The organism is Anaerococcus sp. HMSC068A02 (assembly GCF_001811125.1).
Classification (GTDB): domain Bacteria; phylum Bacillota; class Clostridia; order Tissierellales; family Peptoniphilaceae; genus Anaerococcus; species Anaerococcus vaginalis_C.
In genome coordinates, this window is the sequence record NZ_KV803747.1 from 1 (window position 1) to 25,344 (window position 25,344).

Here is a 25,344-nt window from a genome sequence, read left to right on the forward strand (position 1 = left end):
CACAGTAAGTGAGTACCCACTTACGAAAAAATCAAAAAATCAATAGCCTTTAAGGCTATATAATTTTACGATTTTTACCTTGTTAGGGAGAACCCTAAGACCCCAAAAAACAAATATAAAGGAGAAATGTATGGATAATAGAACAAGAAAAAATCAACTTAAAATATATTTAACAGACGAAGAAAAAGAAATATTTGAAGAGAAAATGAAACTTGCAAATTGTAAAACAATGTCCCACTTTCTTAGAAAATGTGTATTAGAAAAAGAAATTTATATTGTAGACCTAGAACCATTTAGAGATCCCCAATAGCTACTTTCAAATGCAACAAATAACATAAACCAGATCGCAAAAGCTACTAATACAACGGGAGTAATTTATAAGAAAGATATAGATTATATGAGAGAAAAAATAGAAAAATTATCAAAAGAAATATGGGATATACATTCCCTTTTATTAAACAGAACTAAATAGAATTACTCGCCTAAAATATCTTAGACCTGTAAGAAGTTTTAAAAATATGATATAATATAATTAATTGAAATGCCGATTTTTAAAATTACAAGGGAGAGAAATTTATGCAAAACTTTGGGAAAATTATTTTTAAAATAGACCAAGTTTTAGAAGAAAAAAATATAAGCAAAAACAAATTAGAAAAGGAAGCAAATCTTCAAAGAACGCAACTTAATTCTTATTGCAATAACAAAGTTAAGCGAATTGATTTAGAAACTATAGCAAAGATTTGTTGTGTTCTTGAGTGTAAAGTTGAAGATATTATGGATTATGTGAGGTAATAAAATGAATAGATACGAAATTATTCAAAAAATAGGTAACATGTATCAGATTGGCAATACTGAATCAGGAGAATTTAGTTATGTTCAAGCACTTAGAACTGTTGGGAAAAATATAAAAGATTACCAAAAAGGAGACACAGATACAAACCATCAATACTTAGACATAAGATTTGAAAATGATAGATTAGTTATATTAGTAGAAACAAAAAATAGCTTTAATAGATGGGATCATAATAAAATTAGAAAACAATTACAGGATTATGTAAGGTATGAAAAAGCCTATTCTGATAAAAAAATAATTGCTATGCTAATAGAAACAGATGGAGATGATATATGGGTTTGGCATGGACAATCAGTTATTATTGATGAAGAACACAGGAAAAAAGAAGAAACCGTTTTAAAATCTTTTGAAGAATATGAGAATATAGTTTTTGGAAAAGTTAATGACAAAATAAAAGTTGTTGATTCAATAAAGGTTTTAAATGAAATGCTACATTCAGATGGTGTAAATGAGAAATTGAGAAGTCAGTTTGTAGGCACTTGCCTGTTAGCATTAAAGAATGGACTTTCATATAAAAATTTAAAACCGACATTGGATCCTAATACTGGAAAAGATTTAAGTCAAGAAAAAATAATAATAAAAGATATAAAAAATATTCTGTCAGGCTTGTTATCAAAAAATAATGATGTGGATACTCTAAATAAAGCTGGCAAATTATCTGTATTAAGTAGTAAGGTGCTAGATGATCAAGATATAGCTAGTTTAACATATGATGAATTGCAAAAAATATTGGAATTTATAGACAACAATATAATTCCTTTTATTAATGATTCAAATACTGCAGGACAAGATTTATTAAATCTATTCTTTACAACATTTAATAAATATGTTGGTAAATCAGATAAGAATCAGGCATTTACACCAGATCACATTTGTGATTTTATGTGTAAAGCTGTAGGAGTAAATAAAAACTCACGCATTTTAGATCCTTGTTCTGGCAGCGGCGCATTTTTAGTAAGGGCAATGACAGATGCAATGGATGATTGTGATACAGAAGAAGAACGTGAAGAGGTAAAAAGGAATCAAATTTTTGGTATTGAATATGAAGATGGAGCATTTGGTTTATCATCAACAAATATGTTGATTCATGGAGATGGCAATTCAAATGTTATCCAAGCTTCTATGTTTGAAAGAGGAGAATGGATTAAAGATAAAAATATAAATATTGTTTTAATGAATCCACCATACAACGCCACTAGAAAATTCTGCGATCCAGAATATGTTAAAACTTGGGGGTCTAGTAAAAAAGAAGATCCTTCTAAAGGCTTCCATTTTGTAGAATATGTTGCAAGACATATACCAGCTAACTCAAAAATAGCAGTACTATTACCAATGCAAGCAGCTATTGGAAATAGTGGAGATGTGAAAAAATTTAAAAAGAAGATGTTAGATAATTATACTTTAGAAGCAGTTTTTTCATTGCCAAATGAAATGTTTTATCCAGGTGCTGCTGCTATAGCTTGCTGTATGATTTTTGATTTATCTCAAAAGCATGAAAGGTCTAATAAGGAAACTTTTTTTGGATATTTTAAAGACGATAAATTTATAAAAAGAAAAGGATTAGGTAGGGTTGAAAAAACAGATAGCGACGGGAATAGTTTGTGGGTAAGCACAAAAGATGAATGGCTTGACTTATATAAAAACAAAAAAGAAGTGCCGGGATTATCTGTTATGAAGAAAGTTACTTGGAAAGATGAATGGTTGGCTGAGGCTTATATGGAAACTGACTATACAACATTGGAAACTAAAGATTTTCAAAAAGTTCTTAATGATTATTTATCTTATCTAATAAAAGAGGGGTTTATCTATGAAGATTGATTTTAGCAAATGGAAAACTTTTTTATTTACAGAAGTATTTATAATTAAAAAAGGATTCTATAATAAAAAACCCGAAGAGTCAGGCAATGGTACTATACCTTTTTTAGGAGCAACTGATAAAAACAATGGTGTAACCGCTTATTATACGAAAGATGAAATAGATTCTTCTTCAAAAACTGGGAGCTTGCCAAATGATACTATAGATAAGAAAATATTTCCTGGCAAATCGGTTTGTGTTACAAACAATGGCTCTGTAGGCTATGCTTATTATCAGGAAACAGAATTCACATGCAGTCATGATGTGAATCCACTTTATAGAAAAGATGGTGAATTTAATTATTTTACAGGTTTATTTGTGGCATCTATTATTATGAAAGATAGGTATAGGTGGGGATATGGTAGAAAATGGCGTCCTGAAAGAATGGTTAAGTCTAAAATCAATTTACCTGCTACAAATGAAGGTAAACCTGATTGGGACTGGATGGAAAGATTTATGAAATCTTTAAAGCATAAGCCTATAAAAACAGGAAATAATAAAAAATTATCTGATGTAAATGCAAGTACATGGAAAGAATTTTACTTGCACAAATTATTTAATACATCTATGGGGAATGGAATAGATGCAATAGCTACAACAAATGATAATCCAAAGTTCAATTATGTATCACGTGATAGTAATGGAAACGGTGTTGTAGGATTTGTTGATGAAGTTGAAGGACAAAAGCCATTCCCTGCTGGCGCCATGTCATTAGCTCTAGGTGGTAGTTTTTTAGGTTCTTGTTTTATTCAAAAAGAACCATTCTATACGGCACAAAATGTAGGGATATTGCAAGAGAAAGAACCGCTTAGTATTCACACAAAATTATTTATCTCGACTCTGATAAGGAATGAATGCAAAATAAAATATCAGGCTTTTGGAAGAGAATTAAACTCACATTTTAGAAAAGATTTTACAATAAAATTACCAGTTTTGATTGATGGTAATGACTATGTATTTGATAAAAACAAAAAGTATTCTGATAAAGGATATGTTCCTGATTGGAAATTTATGGAAAACTATATAAAAAGCTTGCCATATGGAGATAGGATTGATGATTTTAGAGAGGATGTGTCTTATGAATATTAAAGTCTTTGATATTTCAGATAAAATTACTGAGAATACACTTGATGAATCGCAAAAACAAAATATATTAAAAATTTTTGAAGAATTAACCAAGGAGAGGGACTTAATCACTCATTGTTATCTAGATATTAATTCTGAAAGTTATAAATCTAGTCCTATATATTACTTTAAAGAATGTGAAGATAAAGAAAATTTTGATTTCAAAAGGATAGCAGAAGATTTATTAAGTGCAGAGTGTAAGCTTGATGGAACAAGAAATAGTACAATTAGAGAAGGACTTTTATTTATTAAATCTAATGATACTTCTATTACAATAATGAAGCTAGAGAAATTAGAGGTTATAGATAAAGATTCCTACGAGATAAAAAGTGAACTTGGCAAGGAGAAAGACTATTTCAAAGTAGGGATTTTTTCTGGAAACTATGAAGATGTAAAAATAATAGATAAGAATAAAACAGCTGCGAAATATTGGTATAAAAAATTTCTAGGACTTGAGAGAAAAAGAAATTCTGATGATAATACCCAAGATATAGTAAACTTTATCAATCAAGATAAACTTTTTACAGAGGATGTAGTTACTAAAAGGAATTATGATGAAATTAAAAGATATACAGAATACTATTTATTTGATAACAAAAAATTTGATAAATCAGATTTATTTGACAATTTAAATAGCAGTGGTCTTTTAGAATTAAGTAAAGAAGATGAGCTATATTCTGAAGAATCAAAACAGATAGATTCGGATTTTGATATTTCAGAAAAAGTGCTAAACAACAACTATCAAAAGAAAATTCAAACTTCAAAAGAGGTCACTATAACAACTAAAAATTATCTAGAAAGTATAAGGGATAATGAGATAATTTTTGATGAAAAGAATAAAGAGATAGTCATTGTAGTAGATGATGAGTATCTACCAACAGTTAAGGAGATTCTAAGAAGTGAATGAATTATTATCATGGCAGGGAACATCTTTAAAAATTGATTTGCAAGAAAATGTAGAATCAAATTTTATAAAGTCTTTAAAGAACCAATCTATTAATTTGAGATGTGAAGGTAATATTTATTTTTTAGAGAATCAAAGCAAATATTTTATATATGAAGATGATTTTATTGATGATTCAAGGAGACTACCATCAATAATCACAAAATTTATTCAAAAAGATTATAATAATTTAGGACAAGTCTATATTGATTCTAATACTGGCTTTATAGAAATAGAAGCAGATAAAAAAGATAAGATTATTTATGAAAAAATAATTAAAGGGAACAATATTGATGGAACTACGAGAGAATTTCCAATATCTATAAATGTTTTGAATGAAGTATTAGATAGTAATAATAGGAAATCGGCATTAATAATAGATTTTTTTATTTTATCTGCTTTATCAACAAAAATCAGATACACTGCTGAAGAAATAGAGTCTGAATTTATAATTGGGGACAAAAGATATGAAACAAATTTTAACATTGATTGTGAGCCTTTCTATTTATTCCCTATTTATGATTGGATTATAAATAATAATGAATATAAAGATTCATATATAGTAAAACTGCAAATAGTTAGGCAAGTAATAGTAAATAAAAGAACTTTAGAAAATACTAACGAAATATTAGAAGATAGCAAATTAGCTTACAGGAGAATAATATCTAGAAAGACAGATGATTATTTTGAACAAATCAATAAATTAAAGGATGACTTTCTTAATCTTTCAAAAAATGAAAATAATACTTTAAGAACATTGAATCTTACTTTTTTTGCATGGTTAGGTTCACTTGGAGTACAGTTACTTAATATAATTATTGGATATAATGGAAATAATTTATTGCATTATCTTTTATTCTCTAAAGGCTCGAAAAAAGGTATTGTAGTAGGAATGTTTATTATAGCATTGATTTTCATATTCATAGCTTATGTTTCTGAGATCAAATCTTTACAGAAAGAATATAATGTATTAAAGCACATATATAAAGATAAAATTCTATTTGAATCAGAGTCAGATATTGAGAGTAAATTTGAACTAATTATTAAAAAGCCAGAAGTTGGAAAATTTCAAATGAGAATATTTGGTATATTTTTATTTTTATTATTGGTTAGATGTATTTGTGCGTTTATGTAGAATAGCTATAAATAATTTTTTTTCTCCGGTACTGGGACTGGGACGGGACTAAAAATTTGAAAACGTCCTATAATTAGGTGGATTTAGTGATAATAGAAAAAATAGAACCTAGTATTTTGAATGGTTTGGGATATATCGTACGTTTGGAAAAGAAGAATGGGAATAAACATACTACACGATTTGAATGGGGAATGCCTAATTTAAGCCGATTTGGATGGGTTAAATAAAAGAAAATCCATTAAACTAAACATAGTTCCCTTCCAAAATCCTTCTAAGGATTTGGATCTTAAGGTAGGAATAATTTATTATTCTTTCCATTGGTGGAATGATTTATCATTCGACCAGAAATTATTATATCTATAAATTAAGTATATCATAGATGAATTTCAAAATATAATCCACATAACTTACTTATTTTTTGAATTTCATCGTAAAACCTAGTAGATAACTAAATATTAAATTATTAAACCAGATTTTGAATTTCAAAGTCTGGTTTTTTATTAAGAATTCTACTAATGGATTCCCTTGAATTACTATAATAACTAAATTTTGACAATATATATAATGTATATATATCAATTATAATATTTTATGTAAGGAGACTAATTATGAAGAAAAAAAACAATATCAACAGCCCTAATCCTTGCAATAGGACTAACACTAACAGCACCAAGCGTACACGCTGCAAAAGACTTAGGAAATGATAACTTAATCGAAGAGTTAAACATCAACTCAAAAGATTTAGACGGCATCAAAATAGAAGAAGAAACACCATCTAATCCAGATAAACCTTCTGAAGAAAAAACATCTGAACCAGAAAGAAAAAATAACAAAAGAAATTAAAAGAGAAGAAATTCCATTTAAAACATTTAGAGCTGTAAACGACCCAAATGCTGAAACAAAAATAGGCACCAAAGGTCAAAACGGTTATGTTGAATATAAGTTAAGTATATACTGAAAATTAGTTTATTTTTAATTATTTTATATCAATAATACTAGGAATCATTAAACATTTGTCTTTATTTTCATGCTTAATTTTGTAATTTACCGAGATATAAAAATAACCAAATAAATTAATATTTGATTATTTAAGTAAATATTTTAACTATCTATGCTTTTTTTATCCCATTTATCTATACACCATTTAGATTTCAAAATATCAAACATGTATTGCATATAATTATATTCAGTACATTCATTTTTTATTACTTTATCTATATATTTATGTTGTAATTTACTTTTATCATATAAAAAATTTAAATTCAACTTTATATTACTTTTTATATTTTGATATTTAGTATCTTGTTTATTAGTATCCATATCTTTTAGTTTTAATGAATCAAAATAAAGTACATCATAAAGATTTGTACCACTAATGGAGCTATTTATTTGCTCAAGAAATAAATTACTTAAATTATCTATTAACAAGTCAAACTTTTCGCATATTTTTTTAGTCCCATCTTCTTCAAATTTTTTACTAAAATTATAAAAAATATCTAAGAATTCTTCTTCAATATTTTTATATGTATAAGCTGTAGAATATCTTAAAACTATTTCATATTCATCAGGTTTGATTATAACTCTTTTAAATTCATTTTCATTTAATATTTTATAAATAATAGGATTATTAAACTCATCACTAAATTCTAAATCTTTCAAAAAACATGCTATGGAATATTCATAGTATTCCATAAGAGTTGATCTTACTAGCTCAATTTTATCTTTATAATTTTTATAATCTAAACTTAATATATCTGTAATTAAATGATAAAATAGTTCTCCTCCATATAAACGTTGTTCTTTTTTATTACCAAATATTATTTCAGCATAAGATCTAAAATTAAAAGAAGATTTTATTCCATAGAGTACATTGTCTGTAAATAGATATCTATTTTTTTCTTTTATTGTCTTATTAAGCACCTTTGATAAATATGATTTATTAACTGTACAGATTTCTTCGTTAGTTTTATTACTTATATTTTTTAATTTAATAACTCTATCTGCGGCCATGTTTAATATAAAACATGTTGTTTCATTATAAATAGGGTACTTTTTATATAGTTTTAATCCTTGATTATTAATCATAATATCTCCTTTATTATTATAAGTATATCATTTATAGTAGAAATTTTAGATGGACCTAATAGTGTGGGAATTTTAGAAAAAATCAAAAAAACTCTCCATAGAAAAATTATATAAACTATCATATAATATAAATATACTAGTTAAACCCCATTGATAGCAAGGATAAATATAAAAAAACAAGGTTAAAAATATAACAAAATGATGGGGCTTCATCAAAAAGGAGAATAAATGAAATTTGAAATATTAGTTTTAACAAGAGAAGGAGAAGAATATCAAAATTTACGCGCTGATATTCTAGCAAATTATGGTTATACAGCTTTTTATAATATAGCTAAAAAGAAAGCTATAACCACTGAGCAATTTGATAGGTTCGAGTTAGATATTAGAAAGTTACATGGTATTGTTAAATCGGATTATGATTTTACAGTCAAGGACTTAAAATCTCTAAAAGAGTTAAGTCCGTATATTAAACGTACTGAAGATTTAATCTTACATATAAATAAAATGTTAAGATTAAAAAATCTCTTAGAAGAAGTTTTCTGTGATTTAGATAATAAGGAGGATAAGAAATGAAAAAACTCATAGAGTTTATGGCATTTGATTTAGATGCCTTTTTAAAAGAAAAAGATATTCGAGTTCTTGCTTCAGAGCCTTGGATAGATTATAGCCAAGGTAGTGATGGAAAAACAATTGGTACTAAGTATAAGTGTATTATATTTTCAGATAATACCAAGTATAAAAATCCTAAAGATGCAGGAGTTAATGCTGTAGAATCTTTAACTATTAAAGTAAGTGCAGAGAATAAGCATTTTAAAAAGCTATCTAAAGTTAAGATTATAGAGGCTGAAGCTAAGGTCTATGGAGATTACTCTAATATGTTAAGTGTAAAGGCAAAAGATATAGAGTTTATTGAAAAATGAGAATAACTAAAAGAGATGCAAGAAAAATTACTAGTTTGTTTGTAATAGTAATGAGCATACTAGGGTATACCTTTTTTAAATGGGTATATCCTAGTATAAAATTTTTTCTAGAGAATGATTTAAAAATATTAATAATGCCAGATGTTAATGTCAAAACAATGTCCCACTTTCTTAGAAAATGTGTATTAGAAAAAGAAATTTATATTGTAGACCTAGAACCATTTAGAGATCCCCAATAGCTACTTTCAAATGCAACAAATAACATAAACCAGATTGCAAAAGCTACTAATACAACTGGTGTTATTTACAAAAATGAAATTGAATCAATGAATAAACAAATAGAAAAATTATCAAAAGAAATATGGGATATACATTCCCTGCTTCTTAATAAATCAAAAGAAAGTTCTGGTGATTAGTATGGCAATTACAAAAATACATCCCATAAAATCAACTCTATATTTGGCAATAGATTATACAACTAAAAGTGAAAAAAATTGATTGAAAAATTTTGGTATCTTCATTCAAATGTCATCTATCTACTGCACATATTCAATTTTTGAAAACACGAGAAGACAATGATAGTAATAGTTCAGTTTTGTATGTGATTCTAATACAATTTTTTATTATAGGGAAGTTTGGTGCTATAAAAAAGGCTATGAGTTTAATGCTCACAGCCTTTTTCTTATATACTCTTGAAAGTATTATCTGAGTTTTCGTTTATTGTTTTAAAACCACTTTTTATTGCAAGTAATACACCTAAGACCAGAAAGATAAATACTATTATTAGAGGGAGATAATTCATATCTGTTATCAGACCTTTTATTCCAAAGCCTAATTCATAGTTACTTCTATAGGCTCTCAATGCAATTCCAATAATGAACATAAAGATATAGGCTAAGAAAATATTTTTAAACAATATTTTCCCCTCTCCGAAGACCATCTTTTCCATTTGTTTTTCTGTCATACCTGCTGTTGATAGAAGTTTAAAATCATTGGCTCTCGCTCTAAGGTTTCCTTTGAAACTATTGTAGGCATTGGAAAGAGCGATGGTTATAAGAATGATTTGGATGCCAAGATTTAAAAGTTTTTCATTTCTCATTTGTTCTTTATTCATAGCAGCTTTTATAATTTCTGTAGAAGTTCCATGATCAGATTTCGAAACATAGGAAGAAATTACCTTTTCGACATCATCGAAAACTTTTTCTTTATCTTCATCAGCTTTAATTTTTACAAAGTAATAATAGACTGGGTCGCCTTCAGCTATTCCATATTCATCAATAAATTTCTTCATAGTACTTTCACTTGTAAAGATGGATATTTGATTGTCATTATAAGATTCTAGATTATAAGGCATTTCATCGATACTTGAATCTATTTTTATAGGCATGGACTTACCATTTGCATTATATTTTAAAGTAACTTTTCCTGTATCCTTATCAGAAATTTTTATATATTCATTAAAAGAATAAGGACTTCTACTATCTTTTGGAATTTTATTTAGTAGTAAATACTTTGCATTCGAAATATTATTTTCATTTAAAAGATTTTCAAAATCCTTATCTGTTAGGGCATATATGTTGGAATATAATTTATCTTCCGGTATTTTACCGCTATTTAAAGCTTCCATTAAATCATTAGAAATAAAATCCTTATTATCACCAAGGTAAAATTTTGTATCAACTCTTTGGTATACATGCAATTGGTCTATGCCTTCAACTTTTTCTATATCATGAACAATGTTTTTATCCAAAAAATCATCTACATAAATACTGGAGTCAAAATTGTAAGGACTTTTATAAGAGTTATATTTTTCGTTCAAAGTTCTATATGATTGGCTAACTAAAACTGTAGTCAGTACAAAGGCTGATAGAGCCATTGAGATTACAATAATTCGATAGGTTGAACGATAAGACCTGTAATAATCTTTTGCTAAAGTCTTTTCTATAGGTCCATTTATTTTTGATTTTCCTAATTTAATATTTTTTTCTGTAATCCCATTTAAACCTTCTATTATCTTTAATTTTGCACTTTTCCTAGCAGGGATTGTCGCAGACAAATACACCATTAAAAGAGATAATAAGAGAATGATTATTATAGAAATAGGATTTGGATAAACGAAATGAAAGTCTGGCGATTTTAAACTTTCTCCCACTATCTCAGACATATTTTTATAGGATATGGAATTGTTAAGCCACATCAAATATAAGAGCAAATTTGCAAATGCCAAAGATAGAATTGTTCCCAAGGTTATTGGTGAGGTTGAAAGTTTAAAAGCTTTCTTTCGAATCATTTTTTTGACCTGCTTATCTGTCATTCCTGTACTTTTTAAAAGGGCAATTTCCTTTAAATCCCTATTATTCCACACATTAAAAGCCCCATAAATGATAAAAGCAAAGAGTAGGCAAAGTAAGAAATCTGCTCCATATTCTTCTAAAGCTGAATTAACAACACTTTTTGGTGGAATGATTCCTTTTGGATAGACCATTTTATATTCTAAGATATCTTTATTATAAAATACTCTACCAATATCTAAGGCATGGTTCTCGTCAATATTCATTTCTGACAATATTTCTCTAGTTTTTGTATAAGTATCTCTTATATTTTTATACCAAATCTGGGCTTCTATTCCACCATTTTTTTCAAATATGACTTTTTTATCATCACTTTCAGATAAACCTACAAGCATAGCCTCTTCAAATGAATAGCTAAAATCTTCATAAATACCAACTATTTTATAAGTTTTATCACGAACAGTTATTTCAGAACCCAGATCATATTCTTTATTTTTTATCAAAAATCCCTCTGGAACTAAAAGTTCATTTGCTTTTTCTGGCTTTTTTCCTTCCTTAATGTCATAGCTTAAAAGACTTGCAGGATCTCCATTTTCATATATAACTGCATTTAAGTCTGTTTTTATTATTTTGTTGAAAGAAACTTTTTCTATATCTTTATCATTTTTTAATTTATCATAAAAACCTTGGTCAATATTACTTATATTCACATGATAATCTCCAAAAGTTTTCTTTACATACTCATACTTGTCAGTTTTTAACGAGTTGAAGATAAAAATTACAGTTCCTAATAACATGACTGCTAAAAGTATTGATATTTTAATAGCAAAACTGTCTTTCTTGTTATTTTTTACAGCTCCATCAGCTAGGTCATTAATAATTTTCATAAGTTCCATCTCCTAAGAAATTTAACCTACCATCTACCATTCTATAAACCTTGTCACAAGAATTTGCTACTTTTTCATCATGAGTTATTATCATAATTGTAGAATTTAATCTTTTATTTACAAGTCTGAAAAGTCCTGTGATTTCTTCAGAATTTTTTCTATCGAGATTTCCTGTAGGTTCATCTGCTAGAATTATGGCAGGTCTTGTAATAAGACTTCTGGCAATGGCAACTCTTTGTTGCTCACCACCGGATAATTGTTTTGGATACCTATCAAGCTTTCCTTCTATTCCTAGTATCGATAAAATTTCCTTTAAATATTCTTCATCTGCCTTTTTATTGTCTAACAAAAGAGGAAGTAAAATATTTTTTCGAACGTTAATGTTTGGAATCAAATTAAAAAATTGATAGACAACGCCTATATTCCTTCTTCGAAAGATTGTCATCTCATCTTTGTTAAACTTGGTAATATTTTTATCTTGAATAAAAATATCCCCACTTGTTGGTTTATCAACTCCTGCTAATAAATGAAGCAAGGTAGACTTTCCTGACCCGCTATCTCCAATAATGGCGACAAGATCTCCTTTTTCTAGTTCAAAATTCACATTTGATAGAGCGTATACTTCTACACCACTATTGTAAGTTTTTGTTAAATCTACTGTTTTTACAATATTCATATTTAGTCCTCCTTATCTTTCTTGTATGATATTAGACTTAAGTGACTGGAAAGTGACTAGAAAAAAATGACTGTGCTTTATTTACACAGCCATAATTAAATCAGTTATAAAATCTCAGTTCAAAGGCATTTGATTTTTTTCCCTTATGATATAAAAGCTCTCCATTTTGTCTTTCCATAACAGATTTTGCCATAGGAAGCCCAATCCCATAACCTTTTGAATTTGGATCCAGCTTATAAAAACGTTTAAAAACTTTTTCTAACATTTCACGATCCAAACCTTTAGAAAAATCTTCCACAAAAATACTTTTATATAGATTTGTTTCTTTAAGTTGAATTTCTATATGCCTATCTTCTGTTGCTTCTAGACCATTTTTCATCACATTAAATGCTGCTTCATAGGTCCATTTCTTATCACATATAAGATAAAAGTCTTCTCCATCAAGAGGAATTTCAATATTATCATTGATAAAATAATCTTTTAGGTTTCGTATGATATCTTCAACTAACTCTCTAGCTGATATACTATCTTTTGCCATTTCTATTGTTCCAGAATCAAGGGCTGCAAGTTTTAATAAAATATCAGACAAGTTGTGGAGTCTAAGTAAATTATCTCTGAGTCTTTCTATATATTCTTCGGAAAAGTTGTCATTTTCGTCTTCTAATAGGTCTAGCAATAATAAGGACCCCGTCAATGGAGTTTTTATTTGATGGGCAATGTCTTCAGTATATTCTCTTAAGATCTCTTTGTTTTTTTCAGCATTTTCAGCTATTCTCTTATTTTCTATAATAATTTTAATAATCTCATCTCTGAGTTTGCCAAATTCATCGTCTATAATTTCATAATTATCTGAGTCAATATAAAGTGAATGGAGGAGGCTAAATATATTATTAATCTTATCCTCAAGAGCTTTTTCTTTTTTCTTTTCAATTTTTGAAATAACTATAAACAGAATTATATTTATAAGTAAAAAACCAATAAGTGTTAGAATATCAAATCTTGGATTGAGATAAACTACAAACAAAGACATTATCAAATTTAAAATTAAGACAAGTAAAATATTTTTGTTTTTATTCATTGTCCCACCTATATCCTATACCTCTAAGAGTTTTTATATGACTGCCATAATTTCCAAGTTTAGATCTGAGTCTTTTTATGGTGACAGTTAGGGTATTGTCATTAACTTCATAAAAATCATAACCCCAAACATAATCTGAAATTCGCTCTCTTAGTAGATTTATATTTTGGTTTTCTAAAAGCATTTCCAATATAGCAAACTCTTTTAAGTTAAGGTCTAAATCTTTCCCATCTATCGAAGCTTGTTTTGATATAAGATCTAAAGATAAATTTTCAAAAGTCAGTTCATCAACCTTTTTTATTTTTCTGCTAAATACATTGTCTATTCTCGCCTTTAGGACAGGAAGAGAAAAAGGTTTTGTAATATAGTCATCTGCTCCTTGAGAAAGACCTTTTATAACATATTCATCTTCATTTTTTACAGTAAGCATTATTACAGGAAGGTCAGAAAATTCTCTCAGCCACTTCAAAAAATTAAAGCCTGATCCATCTGGAAGATTGGCATCAAGTAGAATTAAATTAAAATCATTAAAATTAAGATTTTCTGTCAGAGAAAGATTGTTATAAATAATAGTCTCAATATTTTCTTTGTTTAAGTAAGTTTTAACAGCAAAGGCAATTGTGCTGTCATCTTCAATCATTAATATTTTCAATTTTATGCTCCAAAAATTGCGATATATCACATTTAAAATACCTACAAATTCTACCCAGTATTTCCATACTAACATTCTCATCTCGTCCCATTTTAGCTATGGTATGAGGAGTTGTTTTTATGGATTTTTGTAGGTCTAATTTATTCATCTTTTCATCTATTAATTTTTTCCATAATTTATCATAGGAAAATCCCATAATCCACCTCAATATAATCTTCTACTTTGTACAGTATTTCTATAATATTATACCACGTTTATAAGTAAATTAATCTAAATCCATTAAACAAGCCGACGCGACGAATAGGAGCGTTGGCTTTTCTGATTCGCTGAATGGGCTTGAAAATTACGAAGTAATTTTCAAGTATGATATAGACTTACTCAAACGAAGAGAATGAAAAACAGCTACTGGTACTCAAATGGTACTGGAAGTAAAAAAGAATAAACTGAATAATAGTTCCAAGCGGTTTAAATTTGGACAAAAAATTAGATCATAACTTAAGTGTTATGGTCTTTTTTATTTTATTTGATAGGTTGTAAAATTAAAAGAGACAATAAAATGTCGGTTTAAATTCTAGCATTGTCGCAAATCTGATATAATTATTATATTAGATTAGAATTTCGATAAACCGATAAATTAAATCAGAAACATTGGAACTAAAAGAAAAAATAAAGATATAATACAAAGGTAATAGTATCTTCCCTTAATGGTACATGAGGAACAATTCTAATTGGTATAAAAGATAATGGACTTGTGGTTGGAATTTACAAAATTGATGAAGTTCTTAGAAAAATATGGGGAAGACGTTTTTGAAATTGAAAGCAACTATACTAGATGTAATATTCCTTTTGAGCGAGAAGTAATTGTCTATATCGACAATAAAAATGTCGGTTTTAGTGTCGTATTGAATAAGACTGAAAAGAAAGTGATAGAAATTTTGATAGAAAATCCAAGATTTAAATCAATTCAACTTTCAAAAAACAGGTGTAGAAAAGAGAGCTATCGACAGGACATTGAAATCTTTACATTTAAAGAAAATGATAGAAAGAATTGGATCAAAGCGTGATGGAAATTGGATTGTGATTATGTGAGGAATAATTATGAAAATTGGTAGAAATAATCCTTGCCCATGTGGAAGTGGGAAAAAATATAAAAAATGTTGTTTGGGAAATGAGAAAACTTTTCTTATTGGGGAAGATTTTTTTTATAGCCAAATTAAGCCACATTATAAAAATGTTAAATTTGATATAAATAGATTTTTAGAATTTGAGATATCTTTGCCATTTCAATTAGCATTGGAAGATAAGAGTTTATTTAATTTTACAAAAGAAAACTGTATATTGCATTATTTTTATAAAACACATGAACGTTAAAAGATTATTGTGGAACATAAGGATTTACCTGTAAAAAAAGTATTATACTTTATATGATAGGTGCTTTAGAGTGACGGAAGAGATGTTTTTTCTTATATTTATTATAAATTTAGTAAATCTATAGGAAATAAAAATTGAGGAATAGGATTGTTCAGTGTGGCTATTTTCCAACTTTCTATGAAACGGATATAGCAATAATTTCAGCAATGGAATTTAGAAAATATATTTTTAATAGAGTAAGGAAAAATAAAAAAGTACACTCCAAATTGAATGAATATTTTAAATAAATATAAATATTGATCTGAAAAATCAATTTCTGCTTAAAAAAATCAGATAAACAGTAATAAACTAGATAATAAGGCTTAAAAATATAAGAATAACATTGATTTTGTGCCATTTATACAAAACAATATAAATGGGAATATCGAGCGGGAATAAGATACAAGATAAATTGAAATTGAAATACCTAAAAAAGATACGTTTTTCGTGTTGTTGTAAAATGATTAAAAATCATTAAAATTAACCTAGTTTCTTTTCAAAACCTTACAGTATTTCAAACAAAAAAATGCAAGATTGAATTATTCATCTTGCATTTTTTTGTTTGAAATATAATTTTTTTTGTATAAATATAGTCTTACTTATAATAGATAAGCATTTTATAAATAAAAACAACATAGAGAAAAATAGGTTGGGGAATGATGGAAATATCAGTTTTACAATAATTTTTGTATTGTATATTGAAAAAATACAAATGTGAATTTTTATAATGAATGATATAATATAATTATAAATATAATTTTTTACAAAGGGGTAGTAGTTGTATGGAAATCATTGTTTTATTACTTATAGCATTGGCTATTATAGGAATTCCTTCATATTTGATTTTTCGTATTTTTAAGAAATTCGATGAAAATAAGATTGTTTATTCTCCGGAAGAAGTTACTAAAAGACTTCGAAGAGGATTCTATTTGTCGAATTGGGGGATTGACTTATTATTTGGGGGGATTCTTTCTTTTATAATAATGTTTTGTGACGTTAATGAGGTTTTTATGTTTCTTGCTACAATTGGTACATTAGTTATTGGGCTTATTGTATTTTTTGTTGGAAGAATTCAGGTGGGAATGATGACAAGATACATTAATTTTTGTAACCGAGAACGTACAGAATTTGAAGAATGGATTTTACAGAATATGCTGGACATAGAAGAAGCGGCCGCGAGTAGAAATGGATTAAATTCTATAACGAAAGTAATTCCTGGAGTTACAGATGATATGATTTCAGCTATGAATAGTAAAGACATAATCAGTGGTTATAGATCAGTAGGAAAAATTTATACTGGAAATAATATTTTTAAAAATCATTGGCCGATAATTTCTATTATAGGGATAATTCTAATCTCTGTTGTAACTACTATAGTAAAATGATCTTTATTGAAAAATTTATAAGAATTGGGTAGTAAAAATATTCGAAAAATATAATTAGTTTTAACGAATATTTCATTAGAAAATGTATGATAAATTTAGATATTAGGAAGTTTGCAAAAGAAACACTGCAGTAAGAGAGGGATTATGAAATTTATTTATATAATTATAGGGCCTTTTGATTCAAAGGTTGACAGAAAAGCCATTGGAAAAAACGATAATGCTGAAATTATTGGTGTTAGAAATTTGGATGAGGCTAAAGTGGTTGCTAAATCTTTAATTGGGATTGCTGATGTGATTGAGCTTTGTGGGGCTTTTGGGGAAAGTGGTGCAAGGGAGATTATTGATGCAACTTGCGGGAAAATTCCTGTTGGCTTTGTTGGACATTTGGATTGCCAAAATGATTTGTTTGATGAAATTTTTTCTTGAATTTTATTTTAAGTGAAATTTTTAACAATTGATATATAATTTTATAGGAATAATTTGGGGAAATTTAATGATTAAAAAAAGGATAATAGGAATTTTTTTATTTATTACTATATTTTTATCTGGATGTGGGAGAGCTTTTATGGCTGATTATTTATTTTCTTCTGATGATGAGGATTTTTCTAACATTCTTACGGATTTTCTTAGTGCGGCTGATGAAAATGATAAGGAAGCTATAAAGAAGATGTTTGCAGAAAATGTAAGAAATAAGGATAAGTTTGATAAGAAATTAAATGATTTTTTGAAATTTTATAAAGTAAATGCTAGATCCAGCGATTTTGATAGGAATGATATTTTGACTCGTACACAAGGCATTCAAGATAAGAGTTATTGGTGTCTGGATGCTGATTTGATGTTGAAAAAGGGTAAGGAAGAATTTTTTATTTATATGAAAGTTGTAACTTCGGATAAAAATAATCCAAAAAATCAAGGGATTCACATTATTGATTTGTCGACAAAAAATGCTTACGAAGACAGATATTTCCTTTGGCATTCTAAAGATGGAATATATGTGCAAAAAGAAGCTTGTGAAGATTACAAAACTATGATTTTGTATGGAAATAGAAGAGAATATGAGCCCGTTGATAGGAAGCTTTCTGTTGATTTTTTTAGAAATTTTATAAGAGAAAGCACTGACTACAAAAAACTTTTAAATGAAATAGGAAAAGCTAATGGAGAGGTCTTAGAGGATGAAAATGTTTTTGAAATAAGGCAAGGGGTAAGTGAAAAAACTTATGTAATCTGCTATGTTTCGGGAGATGAAATAATTAAAATGGAAGTGGTAAATGAAGATGAAAGACTTGAGACGATTTATTCGAAAGATGGAAAAAGTGATTAAGTTTTTTTCTTGAATGTGTTTTAAATAAAAACAAATCCTCAAATACAAATTTTAGGCTTCTAAATTTTTGATTTTTAAATTTGAAATCAAATAAATTTTTGCATGAGGATTTGTTTTTTTTAGTTGTGAGTGCCTTAAGGCACTTTTTTAAATGCTTATTTTTCAATAAGTTTTGCTAATTCGATTTTGATTATTTTTTAATTATTTATTCCACAATTCTTCTGCGACTGGTTTCCAATCTTTGGCGTAGTCTTCGCATTTATCGCACAAATCGTCTACGTTTTCTTTTTCTAATATATCTGTTGATTTTGCCATTGATTTTTTTACCATATCTCTTAATAAATTTGGATTTTCTAGCATTGGACATGGTCTTAGCATATTTTCGTTAAATGGTTGTCCGTCGTGATATGCCATAAATAATGGTGATTGCAAACTTTCTACTAGGGTTTTTTCTTTTATATTTGAGTCTGAATAATGGATAAATACGCATGGTTCTAAATCGCCGTTTGCATTTATGTGAAGGTAATTTCTTCCTCCTGCAATGCAGCCTCCGATATATTCAGCGTCATTTTGAAAATCTAGGAAGAATAGTGGTTTTGTTTTTCTAAATTTCCTTAATTGGCGGTAGACGTGTTTTCTTTGGTCTGGTTTTGGTAAGAGTTCTTTGCCTGTACCTTTTCCTACTGGCATAAAGTGGAAGTACCAAGCAAACAAGGCTCCTCTTTCTATCATTTCGTCTACAAATTCTTCGCTAATTATTGACTCATAATTTTGGGAAGTGTAGCAACATGATATTCCAAATGGAAGTTTATTTTCTTTTAATAATTCCATTGCTTTAATTACTTTATTATAAACTCCATCTCCTCTTCTTGCATCGGTTGTAAATTCTTCTCCTTCAACGGATATGGCTGGAACTATATTTTTAAGTCTAAGCATTTCGTCTATGAAATCTTGGTCGATTAGGGTTGAATTTGTAAAAATTAAAAATTCACAGTCATTGTGTTTTTCGCAAATTTTTATTATATCTTTTTTTCTTACAAGTGGTTCTCCGCCTGTAAATATGTAAAAATATATTCCAATTTCTTTTCCTTGAAAAATTATATCATCAATTTGATCAAAGGATAGGTTTAAACTATTTCCATATTCTGCTGCCCAGCAACCCTTACATTTTAAATTGCAGGCTGTTGTAGGATCTAGAAGAATTGTCCAAGGAATATTACACTTATATTTTTTTCTACTTTCTTTTTTTAAATCTTCACTAAATAAGACTGAATTTAATAGAAAATTTATAATTGTTTTGTCGAACACTTCGGGATCTATTGTATTTAGCATATTTAATATGTATTTATGGTAAACATCTTCTGGATCTTTTATTACTTTATCTATTGTTTCTATTTGTGTTCTATAATCATTTGGCGAAATTTTTTTTGCTAAATCAATTGCTTTTTTTAAATTTTTTTCTGGATCTTTGTGAACATATTTTAAAGTTTTTTCTACACCGTATGTTTTGACTTTATTGTTTATATTCATAATTCCTCCTTTTTATTATTTGAAATATAAAAATAAATTTTCATATAATAATTTTTTCTAATTGTTCGTAGGATTTTTTTAATAATTCTATAAGCTCATCTTCTTTTTCAGGATCTGCGTCATATAATTTTACTGCAAGTAAAATCGGAGAATAAAAGATTGTTGATAAAACTTTCAAATCAGCAAATTTGCTTAGCCCGTAATAATCTATAATTTCTTGTTGTTTTGTCATTGGATTATGGATAAATTTTTCTACATAAAATTGCATGGCTTGTGGATTTTTGTACATTTCTATAGATAACATTTTCCTAACTTTTGAAACAAAGGGATCGTGAAGTAAGTATTTAAAAATATCTATAGATAATTTTTCTATATTTAATGTTTTTTGATTATTTTTTATTATTTTGTAATCATCCACATCATCAATTTGATTGTCTATTCTAATCATTGCATCTTTTACGATAGTATCAAAAATATCTTTTTTTGATTTGAAATGTTTGTAAATAGAAGGAGCTTTTATGCCAACTTCTTTTGCAAGATTTTCCATAGACATATCAGAATATCCATATTTGGAAAATAAATCCAATGATTTTGACAAAATTTTTTCTTTTGTATTCATTAGACCTCCTAAGAAATATTTCTTAATTCCATTATAGGCTAATAATCATTAGCTGTCAATTATATTTATTTTTTAAGATTTTTTTATTTTTAATTATAATTTGGTTTATTTTTAAAAAATTTTTTTAGCAGATAAAAATTTTTAAAAGGGGAAAATATTTGTCTGATTTTAATTTGTTTTTTAGTTTGAAATATTTATTTTTCAATTGTTGTTTTATATTTTTTATGATAATATTATAACTAGGTGAGATTTTTGAAAAATCTTTTATCTTAAAAAAATTATTTGGAGGAATTATGCAATTATCGACTTTATCGTCTTTGCAATGGAACCTTATTGCAGGGGGACTTGCAATATTTTTGTTCGGTATTAATTTGATGGGGGATTCTCTTACAAATTTTGCTGGACCAAAACTTAGGGGATATGTAGAAAAGTATACGTCAAATCCTATTAAAGGAGTTCTAGTTGGAATTGTTATTACGGGATTAATTCAATCATCATCAGCAACTACAGTTATAGCTATTTCTTTTGTTAGGGCAGGTGTGATGAGCCTTGAGCAAGCAATCGGTGTAATTTTGGGTGCTAATATTGGTACAACTGTTACAGCTGTTTTGATTGGTTTTAATTTAGATTATTTATCTTATTTTATTTGCCTTATTGGAGTTATTGTTTTTTTATTTTCAAAAAAGAGAAAGGGCAAATATATTGGAGAAATTTTAATTGGTTTTGGACTTTTATTTATTGGTCTAAAAATGATGGGAGATAGCCTTGCTGAGCTTAAAAATATTCCAGGCTTTGAAGATATAGTTACAAATCTTGGCAAAAATCCTATAATTGCTGTTTTGGTTGGAGCAGTTCTTACTGCTATTATCCAATCTTCATCTGCTTTTATTGGTATTGTTCAATCTTTGTATGCGTCTGGAGCTATTGGCTTAAATCTTTCTTTAGGATTTTTATTTGGAGCAAATATTGGAACTTGTATAACTGGAGTTCTTGCATCTTTGGGTGGCTCTTTGTCTGCAAAAAGAACAAGCTTATTCCATGTTTTGTTTAATGTTATAATTTCAGCAATATTTTTGGTATTATTGGTGCCTTACGAAGGATTTATTTCTTTTGTTTCTGATAAATTTTCCTTAAATCCAATGATGACTATTGCCTTGGGACATTTTTCATTTAACTTTGTGGGTATGATTTTATTTGTTCCAATTATTAAGCAAGTATCAACAATACTTCACAAAATTATTCCTGGTAAAGATTCAATTTTCTCTGACGTTTCAGACATTGAACTTGAAGAAAGTCTAATAAATACTTTCCCAGCAGCAGCTCTTGACCAAGCGAAAACTGCCATCATAAAAGAAAGTAAAATTGCTCTTGAAACTATAAAATCAACTCAAAAATATTTAAATTCAAGAGATAAAAATGATTTATCAACTGCCAATCAAGCTGAGGCTTTGGTAAATGAAATGGATACAAAAATTCAAAAATATATCTTAGATATTTCAAAATCAAATTTAGTTAGCGAGCTTGAGGCTGATATACACAATTATTTGCAAGTACAAATAAATGTAGAAAGAGTTTCAGATCTTGCTCAAAATCTTGGAGAATATTTTGATGAAATAAATGAAGCGGGAGAAAAATATAACGATGAGGCCTTGGCTGATTTAAATAGTATTTATGAGCTTGTAATTCATAACTATGTAAATGCCATAGAAGTTTTTGAATCTGAAGATTCAGCCTTGTACGAAACACTCAGAGAAGATGAGGCAAACTTGGATTTATTAGAACAAAATTTAAGAAGATCTCATTATAGAAGACTTACCGAAGGCGAAAAATTATCTACAGTTGCAAGCTCAGTTTTTGTCGATATTGCATCAACAGTAGAAAGAATCGGAGACCATGCGTTTAACATTGCTCGTCTAACAGTTGACCCTGTAAAGGTTCACGGCGAATACGAAAAGCCGGTTGTTAAAATTGATGGCGCAAATTAAATAAATTTTTAAAAATCTCACGGAAAATTCTGTGAGATTTTTTTGTTTGGAAGTTGGGTAAATATTTTATAGGCTTTAAGATAAAGGAGATTTTATGTTAGAAGTTAAAAATTTTACAAAAAAATACAATAATGGCAAGCTTGCCGTTGATGATATTTCTTTTGAAGTGAAAAATGGAGAAATTTTTGGATTTTTGGGACCAAATGGTGCTGGAAAATCTACAACTATAAAGGCAATTGTAGGTCTTATCAAAAAAACAGATGGAGAGATAAGTATTGATGGATTAAAATTAGAAGATGATCCTATTTTCTACAAAAATAAATTTTCCTATCTTGCCGATAATCCGGATTTATTTGATAAATTTACAGGAGTTGAATACATAAATTTTGTGGCAGATATTTATGGAATTGATGAAAAAACTAGAAATGAAAGGCTCAATACCTATCTTGATTATTTTGACATAAGAGAGGCTATGGCGGATTTAATTTCTTCTTATTCTCATGGAATGAAACAAAAACTTGCCATAATTGCATCCCTTATCCACAATCCAGATCTTTTGATTTTAGATGAGCCAATGGTTGGTCTTGATCCAAAATCTTCTTTTAATCTTAAAAAAATAATGAAAGAAAGAAAAGATGAGGGGAAGATGGTTTTCTTTTCAACTCATATTATGGAAGTTGCAGAAAATATTTGTGATAGACTTGCTATAATTTCTAAGGGAAAAATTGTAGCAGTAGGTTCACTTTCAGAAATGAGAGCAAATCTTAATGAAAATAAATCCCTAGAAGAATTATTTTTGGAGCTTACAGATGAAAAATAAAAGATTAAAAATTCTTTTTAGGAAAAATTTTAAGGAAGAAATCGCCCAATATTTGCCAGGAACAAAAGTTTATGGACTTCCAAATGATTATACACTGAGGATTTTATACATACTTTTGATGTATGGATTTTATACTGTTATGGGACTTGCAACATTTTCTTTGTTGGCGTTTTCGTATTTAAGTAAAAATGATGAATATTCCTATTTTTTATCTGCCAGTTTACTTATAAGTATTTTTACAATAATTTTATCGGCGGTTGATTTGATTTCTGATTATTCAAAAAGCAAGGATACAAATATTTTGATGACTATGCCAATAAAAGATGAAGAAATTTATTTGTCAAAATTTCTTGCCATAGTTTTATCAAAATTTGAAATATTTTATTTTTATATTTTGATGATTTTGGTGTATTTATTTAATATGGGATTTTCCTTTATTAAATTTTTTGCCTTGATAATAAATTCATTTCCAATATTTGTAACATCAGTTGCCATAATTTCTATTTTTATAATGGTAATTATGAGGTATTCAAACATAAGATTTTACAAAACAAGTTTGAAATTTATTGGATACGGATTTTTGCTTTTGCTTTTGGGATTTATATATTTTTATTCTTATAGGAAAAATGGAGACGAAAATATAATTAAGCTAGTAACAAAATTTTTTCTTGACCATAAAGATAAGTTGTCACTTCTATTTTTCCATACAAGAATTTATGGAAAAAGTTTAGGAGGAAGTGGAATAGATTTTATTATTTATACTTTCCTTCTTTATATATACACTTTTTTAATCCTATACATTTTGGCAAAAATTGCATCAAAAATATATTTTGATTCCCTATTAGGAAATGAAAAAAGAAAAATTCACAAGAAAAATATAAAAATATCAAGCAAAAAATCATCGGTTATAATAGCAATTTTTAAAAAAGATTTTAAAACTATTATAAAAAGTCCGGTATATTTGTTTCCAATTATTTCATCTATGATTATTTTTACATGTATATGGGGATTTGGGACAATTGAAATGTTTGATTTTATAAAAAAACTTGATTTTTCAAATGTAGAAATATATTTATTTATAATTATTGGAGCATTTGTCTTTAGATTTTTCATATCAGCAAATGACTTGGGAATAAATTCTTCCCTTTCAAGAGAAGGAGAAAGCTTGTACCAAACCCTAACCTTGCCAATAAGTCCAAAAGAAAATATTTTGGGAAGAGCCCTATCAATAAATTTTGTAAATTTAATTATAAATATTTTCTTTTGTTTGGTAGTGAAATTTATAATTAAAATAAATATCCCCGTAAGCCTAGCGATATTTTTGGGCTTTACACTTGCAAGTCTTCTTTCATCTTTTTTGGGACTTTTGATGGATGCAAATTCAATTAACATTCATTGGCAAAAAGAAAGAGATCTTACAAAAGGCTCATCACAAAATGTAGGTTATTATGTAATTAGCGGAATAATAATGACAATAGTAGGGGTTTTTGCGTATTTAATTTATAATATTACAAATATTTACTTGGGATTTTTATTTGTAATAAGCTTAATAATAATTTCTATAATTTTTTTATATAAATCTTCTTTAAAAAAATATGAAAAAGGATTCTATGATTTATAAAAAACACAAGAGTTTGATAAAAAAAGATTAGTTTATTTATCGAACTCTATTTTTTTACTAAAATTTAAAATAAAGAAATAAATTTTGAAATTATTTCCTAGAAAACGGTATTTTTAAAAGGAAAAATTGAAAGTATTTTCACACTCTAAGCCT

Annotated in this window: 24 protein-coding genes and 3 pseudogenes; 19 read left to right on the plus strand and 8 right to left on the minus strand. The window is 27.5% G+C overall.

What is annotated here, in order from left to right; translation table 11 throughout:
- Nucleotides 1–130: 130 nt before the first annotated feature.
- The 7 genes and pseudogenes from HMPREF2782_RS03805 to HMPREF2782_RS09500 all read left to right on the plus strand — a co-directional run bounded on the left by HMPREF2782_RS03805 (nt 131) and on the right by HMPREF2782_RS09500 (nt 6,138).
- Nucleotides 131–472 (plus strand): annotated as a pseudogene (locus tag HMPREF2782_RS03805) (plasmid mobilization protein).
- Between the two features lie 104 nt (nt 473–576).
- Complete coding sequence (locus HMPREF2782_RS03810; RefSeq protein WP_049689898.1) at nt 577–792, plus strand: helix-turn-helix domain-containing protein; 216 nt, start codon at nt 577–579, stop codon at nt 790–792.
- 4 nt (nt 793–796) lie between these two features.
- Complete coding sequence (locus tag HMPREF2782_RS03815) at nt 797–2,671, plus strand: HsdM family class I SAM-dependent methyltransferase (RefSeq protein WP_070640982.1); 1,875 nt, start codon at nt 797–799, stop codon at nt 2,669–2,671.
- A complete protein-coding gene (locus HMPREF2782_RS03820) occupies nt 2,661–3,797 on the plus strand; it encodes a restriction endonuclease subunit S (RefSeq protein ID WP_070640984.1) in 1,137 nt (378 codons plus the stop codon). The genes HMPREF2782_RS03815 and HMPREF2782_RS03820 overlap by 11 nt, the downstream gene beginning before the upstream one ends.
- Nucleotides 3,787–4,740: a hypothetical protein gene (locus HMPREF2782_RS03825; protein ID WP_070640986.1), complete on the plus strand. Its 954-nt coding sequence runs from the start codon at nt 3,787–3,789 to the stop codon at nt 4,738–4,740. Before HMPREF2782_RS03820 ends, HMPREF2782_RS03825 begins: the two co-directional genes overlap by 11 nt.
- Nucleotides 4,733–5,911 (plus strand): hypothetical protein, encoded by a 1,179-nt coding sequence (locus HMPREF2782_RS03830; protein WP_070640988.1) that lies wholly within the window; start codon nt 4,733–4,735, stop codon nt 5,909–5,911. Before HMPREF2782_RS03825 ends, HMPREF2782_RS03830 begins: the two co-directional genes overlap by 8 nt.
- 86 nt (nt 5,912–5,997) lie before the next feature.
- Complete coding sequence (locus HMPREF2782_RS09500; RefSeq protein ID WP_186821652.1) at nt 5,998–6,138, plus strand: hypothetical protein; 141 nt, start codon at nt 5,998–6,000, stop codon at nt 6,136–6,138.
- Between the two features lie 874 nt (nt 6,139–7,012).
- Here HMPREF2782_RS09500 and HMPREF2782_RS03840 read toward each other — a convergent pair.
- Nucleotides 7,013–7,996: a hypothetical protein gene (locus tag HMPREF2782_RS03840; RefSeq protein WP_070640992.1), complete on the minus strand. Its 984-nt coding sequence runs from the start codon at nt 7,994–7,996 to the stop codon at nt 7,013–7,015.
- Between the two features lie 228 nt (nt 7,997–8,224).
- On the opposite strand from HMPREF2782_RS03840, the gene HMPREF2782_RS03845 reads away from it, so the two are divergent.
- The 4 genes and pseudogenes from HMPREF2782_RS03845 to HMPREF2782_RS03860 form a co-directional block, all read left to right on the plus strand.
- On the plus strand, nt 8,225–8,569 hold the full coding sequence (locus HMPREF2782_RS03845; RefSeq protein WP_070640994.1) for a hypothetical protein: 345 nt from the start codon (nt 8,225–8,227) through the stop codon (nt 8,567–8,569).
- Nucleotides 8,566–8,916, plus strand: coding sequence for a hypothetical protein (locus tag HMPREF2782_RS03850; protein ID WP_070640996.1), 351 nt, complete (start codon nt 8,566–8,568; stop codon nt 8,914–8,916). Before HMPREF2782_RS03845 ends, HMPREF2782_RS03850 begins: the two co-directional genes overlap by 4 nt.
- A 134-nt stretch (nt 8,917–9,050) precedes the next feature.
- A pseudogene (gene mobC / locus HMPREF2782_RS03855) lies at nt 9,051–9,332 on the plus strand (plasmid mobilization relaxosome protein MobC).
- A gap of 1 nt (nt 9,333) precedes the next feature.
- A pseudogene (locus tag HMPREF2782_RS03860) lies at nt 9,334–9,565 on the plus strand (hypothetical protein); the annotation flags it as partial.
- Between the two features lie 33 nt (nt 9,566–9,598).
- Here the strand turns inward: HMPREF2782_RS03860 and HMPREF2782_RS03865 are convergent.
- The 5 genes from HMPREF2782_RS03865 to HMPREF2782_RS03885 all read right to left on the minus strand — a co-directional run bounded on the left by HMPREF2782_RS03865 (nt 9,599) and on the right by HMPREF2782_RS03885 (nt 14,696).
- Entirely contained in the window at nt 9,599–12,094 is a 2,496-nt protein-coding gene (locus HMPREF2782_RS03865; RefSeq protein WP_070640998.1) for an FtsX-like permease family protein, read from the minus strand.
- Nucleotides 12,081–12,770: an ABC transporter ATP-binding protein gene (locus tag HMPREF2782_RS03870; RefSeq protein ID WP_070641000.1), complete on the minus strand. Its 690-nt coding sequence runs from the start codon at nt 12,768–12,770 to the stop codon at nt 12,081–12,083. The genes HMPREF2782_RS03865 and HMPREF2782_RS03870 overlap by 14 nt, the downstream gene beginning before the upstream one ends.
- A 100-nt stretch (nt 12,771–12,870) precedes the next feature.
- Entirely contained in the window at nt 12,871–13,848 is a 978-nt protein-coding gene (locus HMPREF2782_RS03875) for a sensor histidine kinase (RefSeq protein WP_070641002.1), read from the minus strand.
- The gene (locus HMPREF2782_RS03880; protein ID WP_070641004.1) at nt 13,841–14,500 is read right to left on the minus strand and encodes a response regulator transcription factor; all 660 of its coding nucleotides are present in this window, start codon (nt 14,498–14,500) and stop codon (nt 13,841–13,843) included. Before HMPREF2782_RS03880 ends, HMPREF2782_RS03875 begins: the two co-directional genes overlap by 8 nt.
- Nucleotides 14,481–14,696: a helix-turn-helix domain-containing protein gene (locus HMPREF2782_RS03885; protein WP_070641006.1), complete on the minus strand. Its 216-nt coding sequence runs from the start codon at nt 14,694–14,696 to the stop codon at nt 14,481–14,483. Before HMPREF2782_RS03885 ends, HMPREF2782_RS03880 begins: the two co-directional genes overlap by 20 nt.
- Nucleotides 14,697–15,243: 547 nt before the next feature.
- Here HMPREF2782_RS03885 and HMPREF2782_RS09565 point away from each other — a divergent pair.
- From HMPREF2782_RS09565 to HMPREF2782_RS03910, 5 genes are all read left to right on the plus strand, one after another.
- Entirely contained in the window at nt 15,244–15,564 is a 321-nt protein-coding gene (locus tag HMPREF2782_RS09565; protein WP_070641008.1) for a hypothetical protein, read from the plus strand.
- Nucleotides 15,565–15,598: 34 nt separating this feature from the next.
- Complete coding sequence (locus tag HMPREF2782_RS09570) at nt 15,599–15,871, plus strand: YecA family protein (RefSeq protein WP_070641010.1); 273 nt, start codon at nt 15,599–15,601, stop codon at nt 15,869–15,871.
- Nucleotides 15,872–16,692: 821 nt separating this feature from the next.
- Nucleotides 16,693–17,295 (plus strand): hypothetical protein, encoded by a 603-nt coding sequence (locus HMPREF2782_RS03900; protein WP_070641012.1) that lies wholly within the window; start codon nt 16,693–16,695, stop codon nt 17,293–17,295.
- 144 nt (nt 17,296–17,439) lie between these two features.
- Nucleotides 17,440–17,721, plus strand: a complete 282-nt coding sequence (locus HMPREF2782_RS03905; RefSeq protein ID WP_019118447.1) for a DUF6506 family protein — start codon at nt 17,440–17,442, stop codon at nt 17,719–17,721.
- A gap of 139 nt (nt 17,722–17,860) precedes the next feature.
- Nucleotides 17,861–18,616, plus strand: coding sequence for a DUF5104 domain-containing protein (locus HMPREF2782_RS03910; protein WP_261668613.1), 756 nt, complete (start codon nt 17,861–17,863; stop codon nt 18,614–18,616).
- A gap of 201 nt (nt 18,617–18,817) precedes the next feature.
- Here the strand turns inward: HMPREF2782_RS03910 and HMPREF2782_RS03915 are convergent, their stop codons facing one another.
- Together HMPREF2782_RS03915 and HMPREF2782_RS03920 are read right to left on the minus strand one after the other, a co-directional pair.
- Nucleotides 18,818–20,146, minus strand: coding sequence for a radical SAM/SPASM domain-containing protein (locus HMPREF2782_RS03915; RefSeq protein ID WP_070641016.1), 1,329 nt, complete (start codon nt 20,144–20,146; stop codon nt 18,818–18,820).
- Between the two features lie 40 nt (nt 20,147–20,186).
- Nucleotides 20,187–20,765: a TetR/AcrR family transcriptional regulator gene (locus HMPREF2782_RS03920; protein WP_070641018.1), complete on the minus strand. Its 579-nt coding sequence runs from the start codon at nt 20,763–20,765 to the stop codon at nt 20,187–20,189.
- A 293-nt stretch (nt 20,766–21,058) separates the two neighbouring features.
- Between HMPREF2782_RS03920 and HMPREF2782_RS03925 the strand changes: the two genes are divergently transcribed.
- From HMPREF2782_RS03925 to HMPREF2782_RS03935, 3 genes are all read left to right on the plus strand, one after another.
- A complete protein-coding gene (locus tag HMPREF2782_RS03925; RefSeq protein ID WP_070605898.1) occupies nt 21,059–22,750 on the plus strand; it encodes a Na/Pi cotransporter family protein in 1,692 nt (563 codons plus the stop codon).
- A gap of 94 nt (nt 22,751–22,844) precedes the next feature.
- Nucleotides 22,845–23,570 carry an ABC transporter ATP-binding protein gene (locus HMPREF2782_RS03930; RefSeq protein WP_070641020.1) on the plus strand — a complete coding sequence of 242 codons (726 nt, stop codon included), beginning with the start codon at nt 22,845–22,847 and terminating at the stop codon, nt 23,568–23,570.
- Nucleotides 23,560–25,191 carry an ABC transporter permease gene (locus HMPREF2782_RS03935; RefSeq protein ID WP_070641022.1) on the plus strand — a complete coding sequence of 544 codons (1,632 nt, stop codon included), beginning with the start codon at nt 23,560–23,562 and terminating at the stop codon, nt 25,189–25,191. The genes HMPREF2782_RS03930 and HMPREF2782_RS03935 overlap by 11 nt, the downstream gene beginning before the upstream one ends.
- Nucleotides 25,192–25,344 lie beyond the last annotated feature (153 nt).

Bases quoted from the DNA above. Each gene is read 5' to 3' on its own strand.
- HMPREF2782_RS03840 (WP_070640992.1), bottom strand. From the start codon at position 7,996: ATGATTAATAATCAAGGATTAAAACTATATAAAAAGTACCCTATTTAT.
- HMPREF2782_RS03865 (WP_070640998.1), bottom strand. From the start codon at position 12,094: ATGAAAATTATTAATGACCTAGCTGATGGAGCTGTAAAAAATAACAAG.
- HMPREF2782_RS03870 (WP_070641000.1), bottom strand. From the start codon at position 12,770: ATGAATATTGTAAAAACAGTAGATTTAACAAAAACTTACAATAGTGGT.
- HMPREF2782_RS09565 (WP_070641008.1), top strand. From the start codon at position 15,244: ATGGACTTGTGGTTGGAATTTACAAAATTGATGAAGTTCTTAGAAAAA.
- HMPREF2782_RS03810 (WP_049689898.1), top strand. From the start codon at position 577: ATGCAAAACTTTGGGAAAATTATTTTTAAAATAGACCAAGTTTTAGAA.
- HMPREF2782_RS03910 (WP_261668613.1), top strand. From the start codon at position 17,861: ATGGCTGATTATTTATTTTCTTCTGATGATGAGGATTTTTCTAACATT.
- HMPREF2782_RS03815 (WP_070640982.1), top strand. From the start codon at position 797: ATGAATAGATACGAAATTATTCAAAAAATAGGTAACATGTATCAGATT.
- HMPREF2782_RS09570 (WP_070641010.1), top strand. From the start codon at position 15,599: ATGAAAATTGGTAGAAATAATCCTTGCCCATGTGGAAGTGGGAAAAAA.
- HMPREF2782_RS03820 (WP_070640984.1), top strand. From the start codon at position 2,661: ATGAAGATTGATTTTAGCAAATGGAAAACTTTTTTATTTACAGAAGTA.
- HMPREF2782_RS03850 (WP_070640996.1), top strand. From the start codon at position 8,566: ATGAAAAAACTCATAGAGTTTATGGCATTTGATTTAGATGCCTTTTTA.
- HMPREF2782_RS03825 (WP_070640986.1), top strand. From the start codon at position 3,787: ATGAATATTAAAGTCTTTGATATTTCAGATAAAATTACTGAGAATACA.
- HMPREF2782_RS03905 (WP_019118447.1), top strand. From the start codon at position 17,440: ATGAAATTTATTTATATAATTATAGGGCCTTTTGATTCAAAGGTTGAC.
- HMPREF2782_RS03875 (WP_070641002.1), bottom strand. From the start codon at position 13,848: ATGAATAAAAACAAAAATATTTTACTTGTCTTAATTTTAAATTTGATA.
- HMPREF2782_RS03915 (WP_070641016.1), bottom strand. From the start codon at position 20,146: ATGAATATAAACAATAAAGTCAAAACATACGGTGTAGAAAAAACTTTA.
- HMPREF2782_RS03845 (WP_070640994.1), top strand. From the start codon at position 8,225: ATGAAATTTGAAATATTAGTTTTAACAAGAGAAGGAGAAGAATATCAA.
- HMPREF2782_RS03930 (WP_070641020.1), top strand. From the start codon at position 22,845: ATGTTAGAAGTTAAAAATTTTACAAAAAAATACAATAATGGCAAGCTT.
- HMPREF2782_RS03920 (WP_070641018.1), bottom strand. From the start codon at position 20,765: ATGAATACAAAAGAAAAAATTTTGTCAAAATCATTGGATTTATTTTCC.
- HMPREF2782_RS03885 (WP_070641006.1), bottom strand. From the start codon at position 14,696: ATGGGATTTTCCTATGATAAATTATGGAAAAAATTAATAGATGAAAAG.
- HMPREF2782_RS03935 (WP_070641022.1), top strand. From the start codon at position 23,560: ATGAAAAATAAAAGATTAAAAATTCTTTTTAGGAAAAATTTTAAGGAA.
- HMPREF2782_RS03925 (WP_070605898.1), top strand. From the start codon at position 21,059: ATGCAATTATCGACTTTATCGTCTTTGCAATGGAACCTTATTGCAGGG.
- HMPREF2782_RS03900 (WP_070641012.1), top strand. From the start codon at position 16,693: ATGGAAATCATTGTTTTATTACTTATAGCATTGGCTATTATAGGAATT.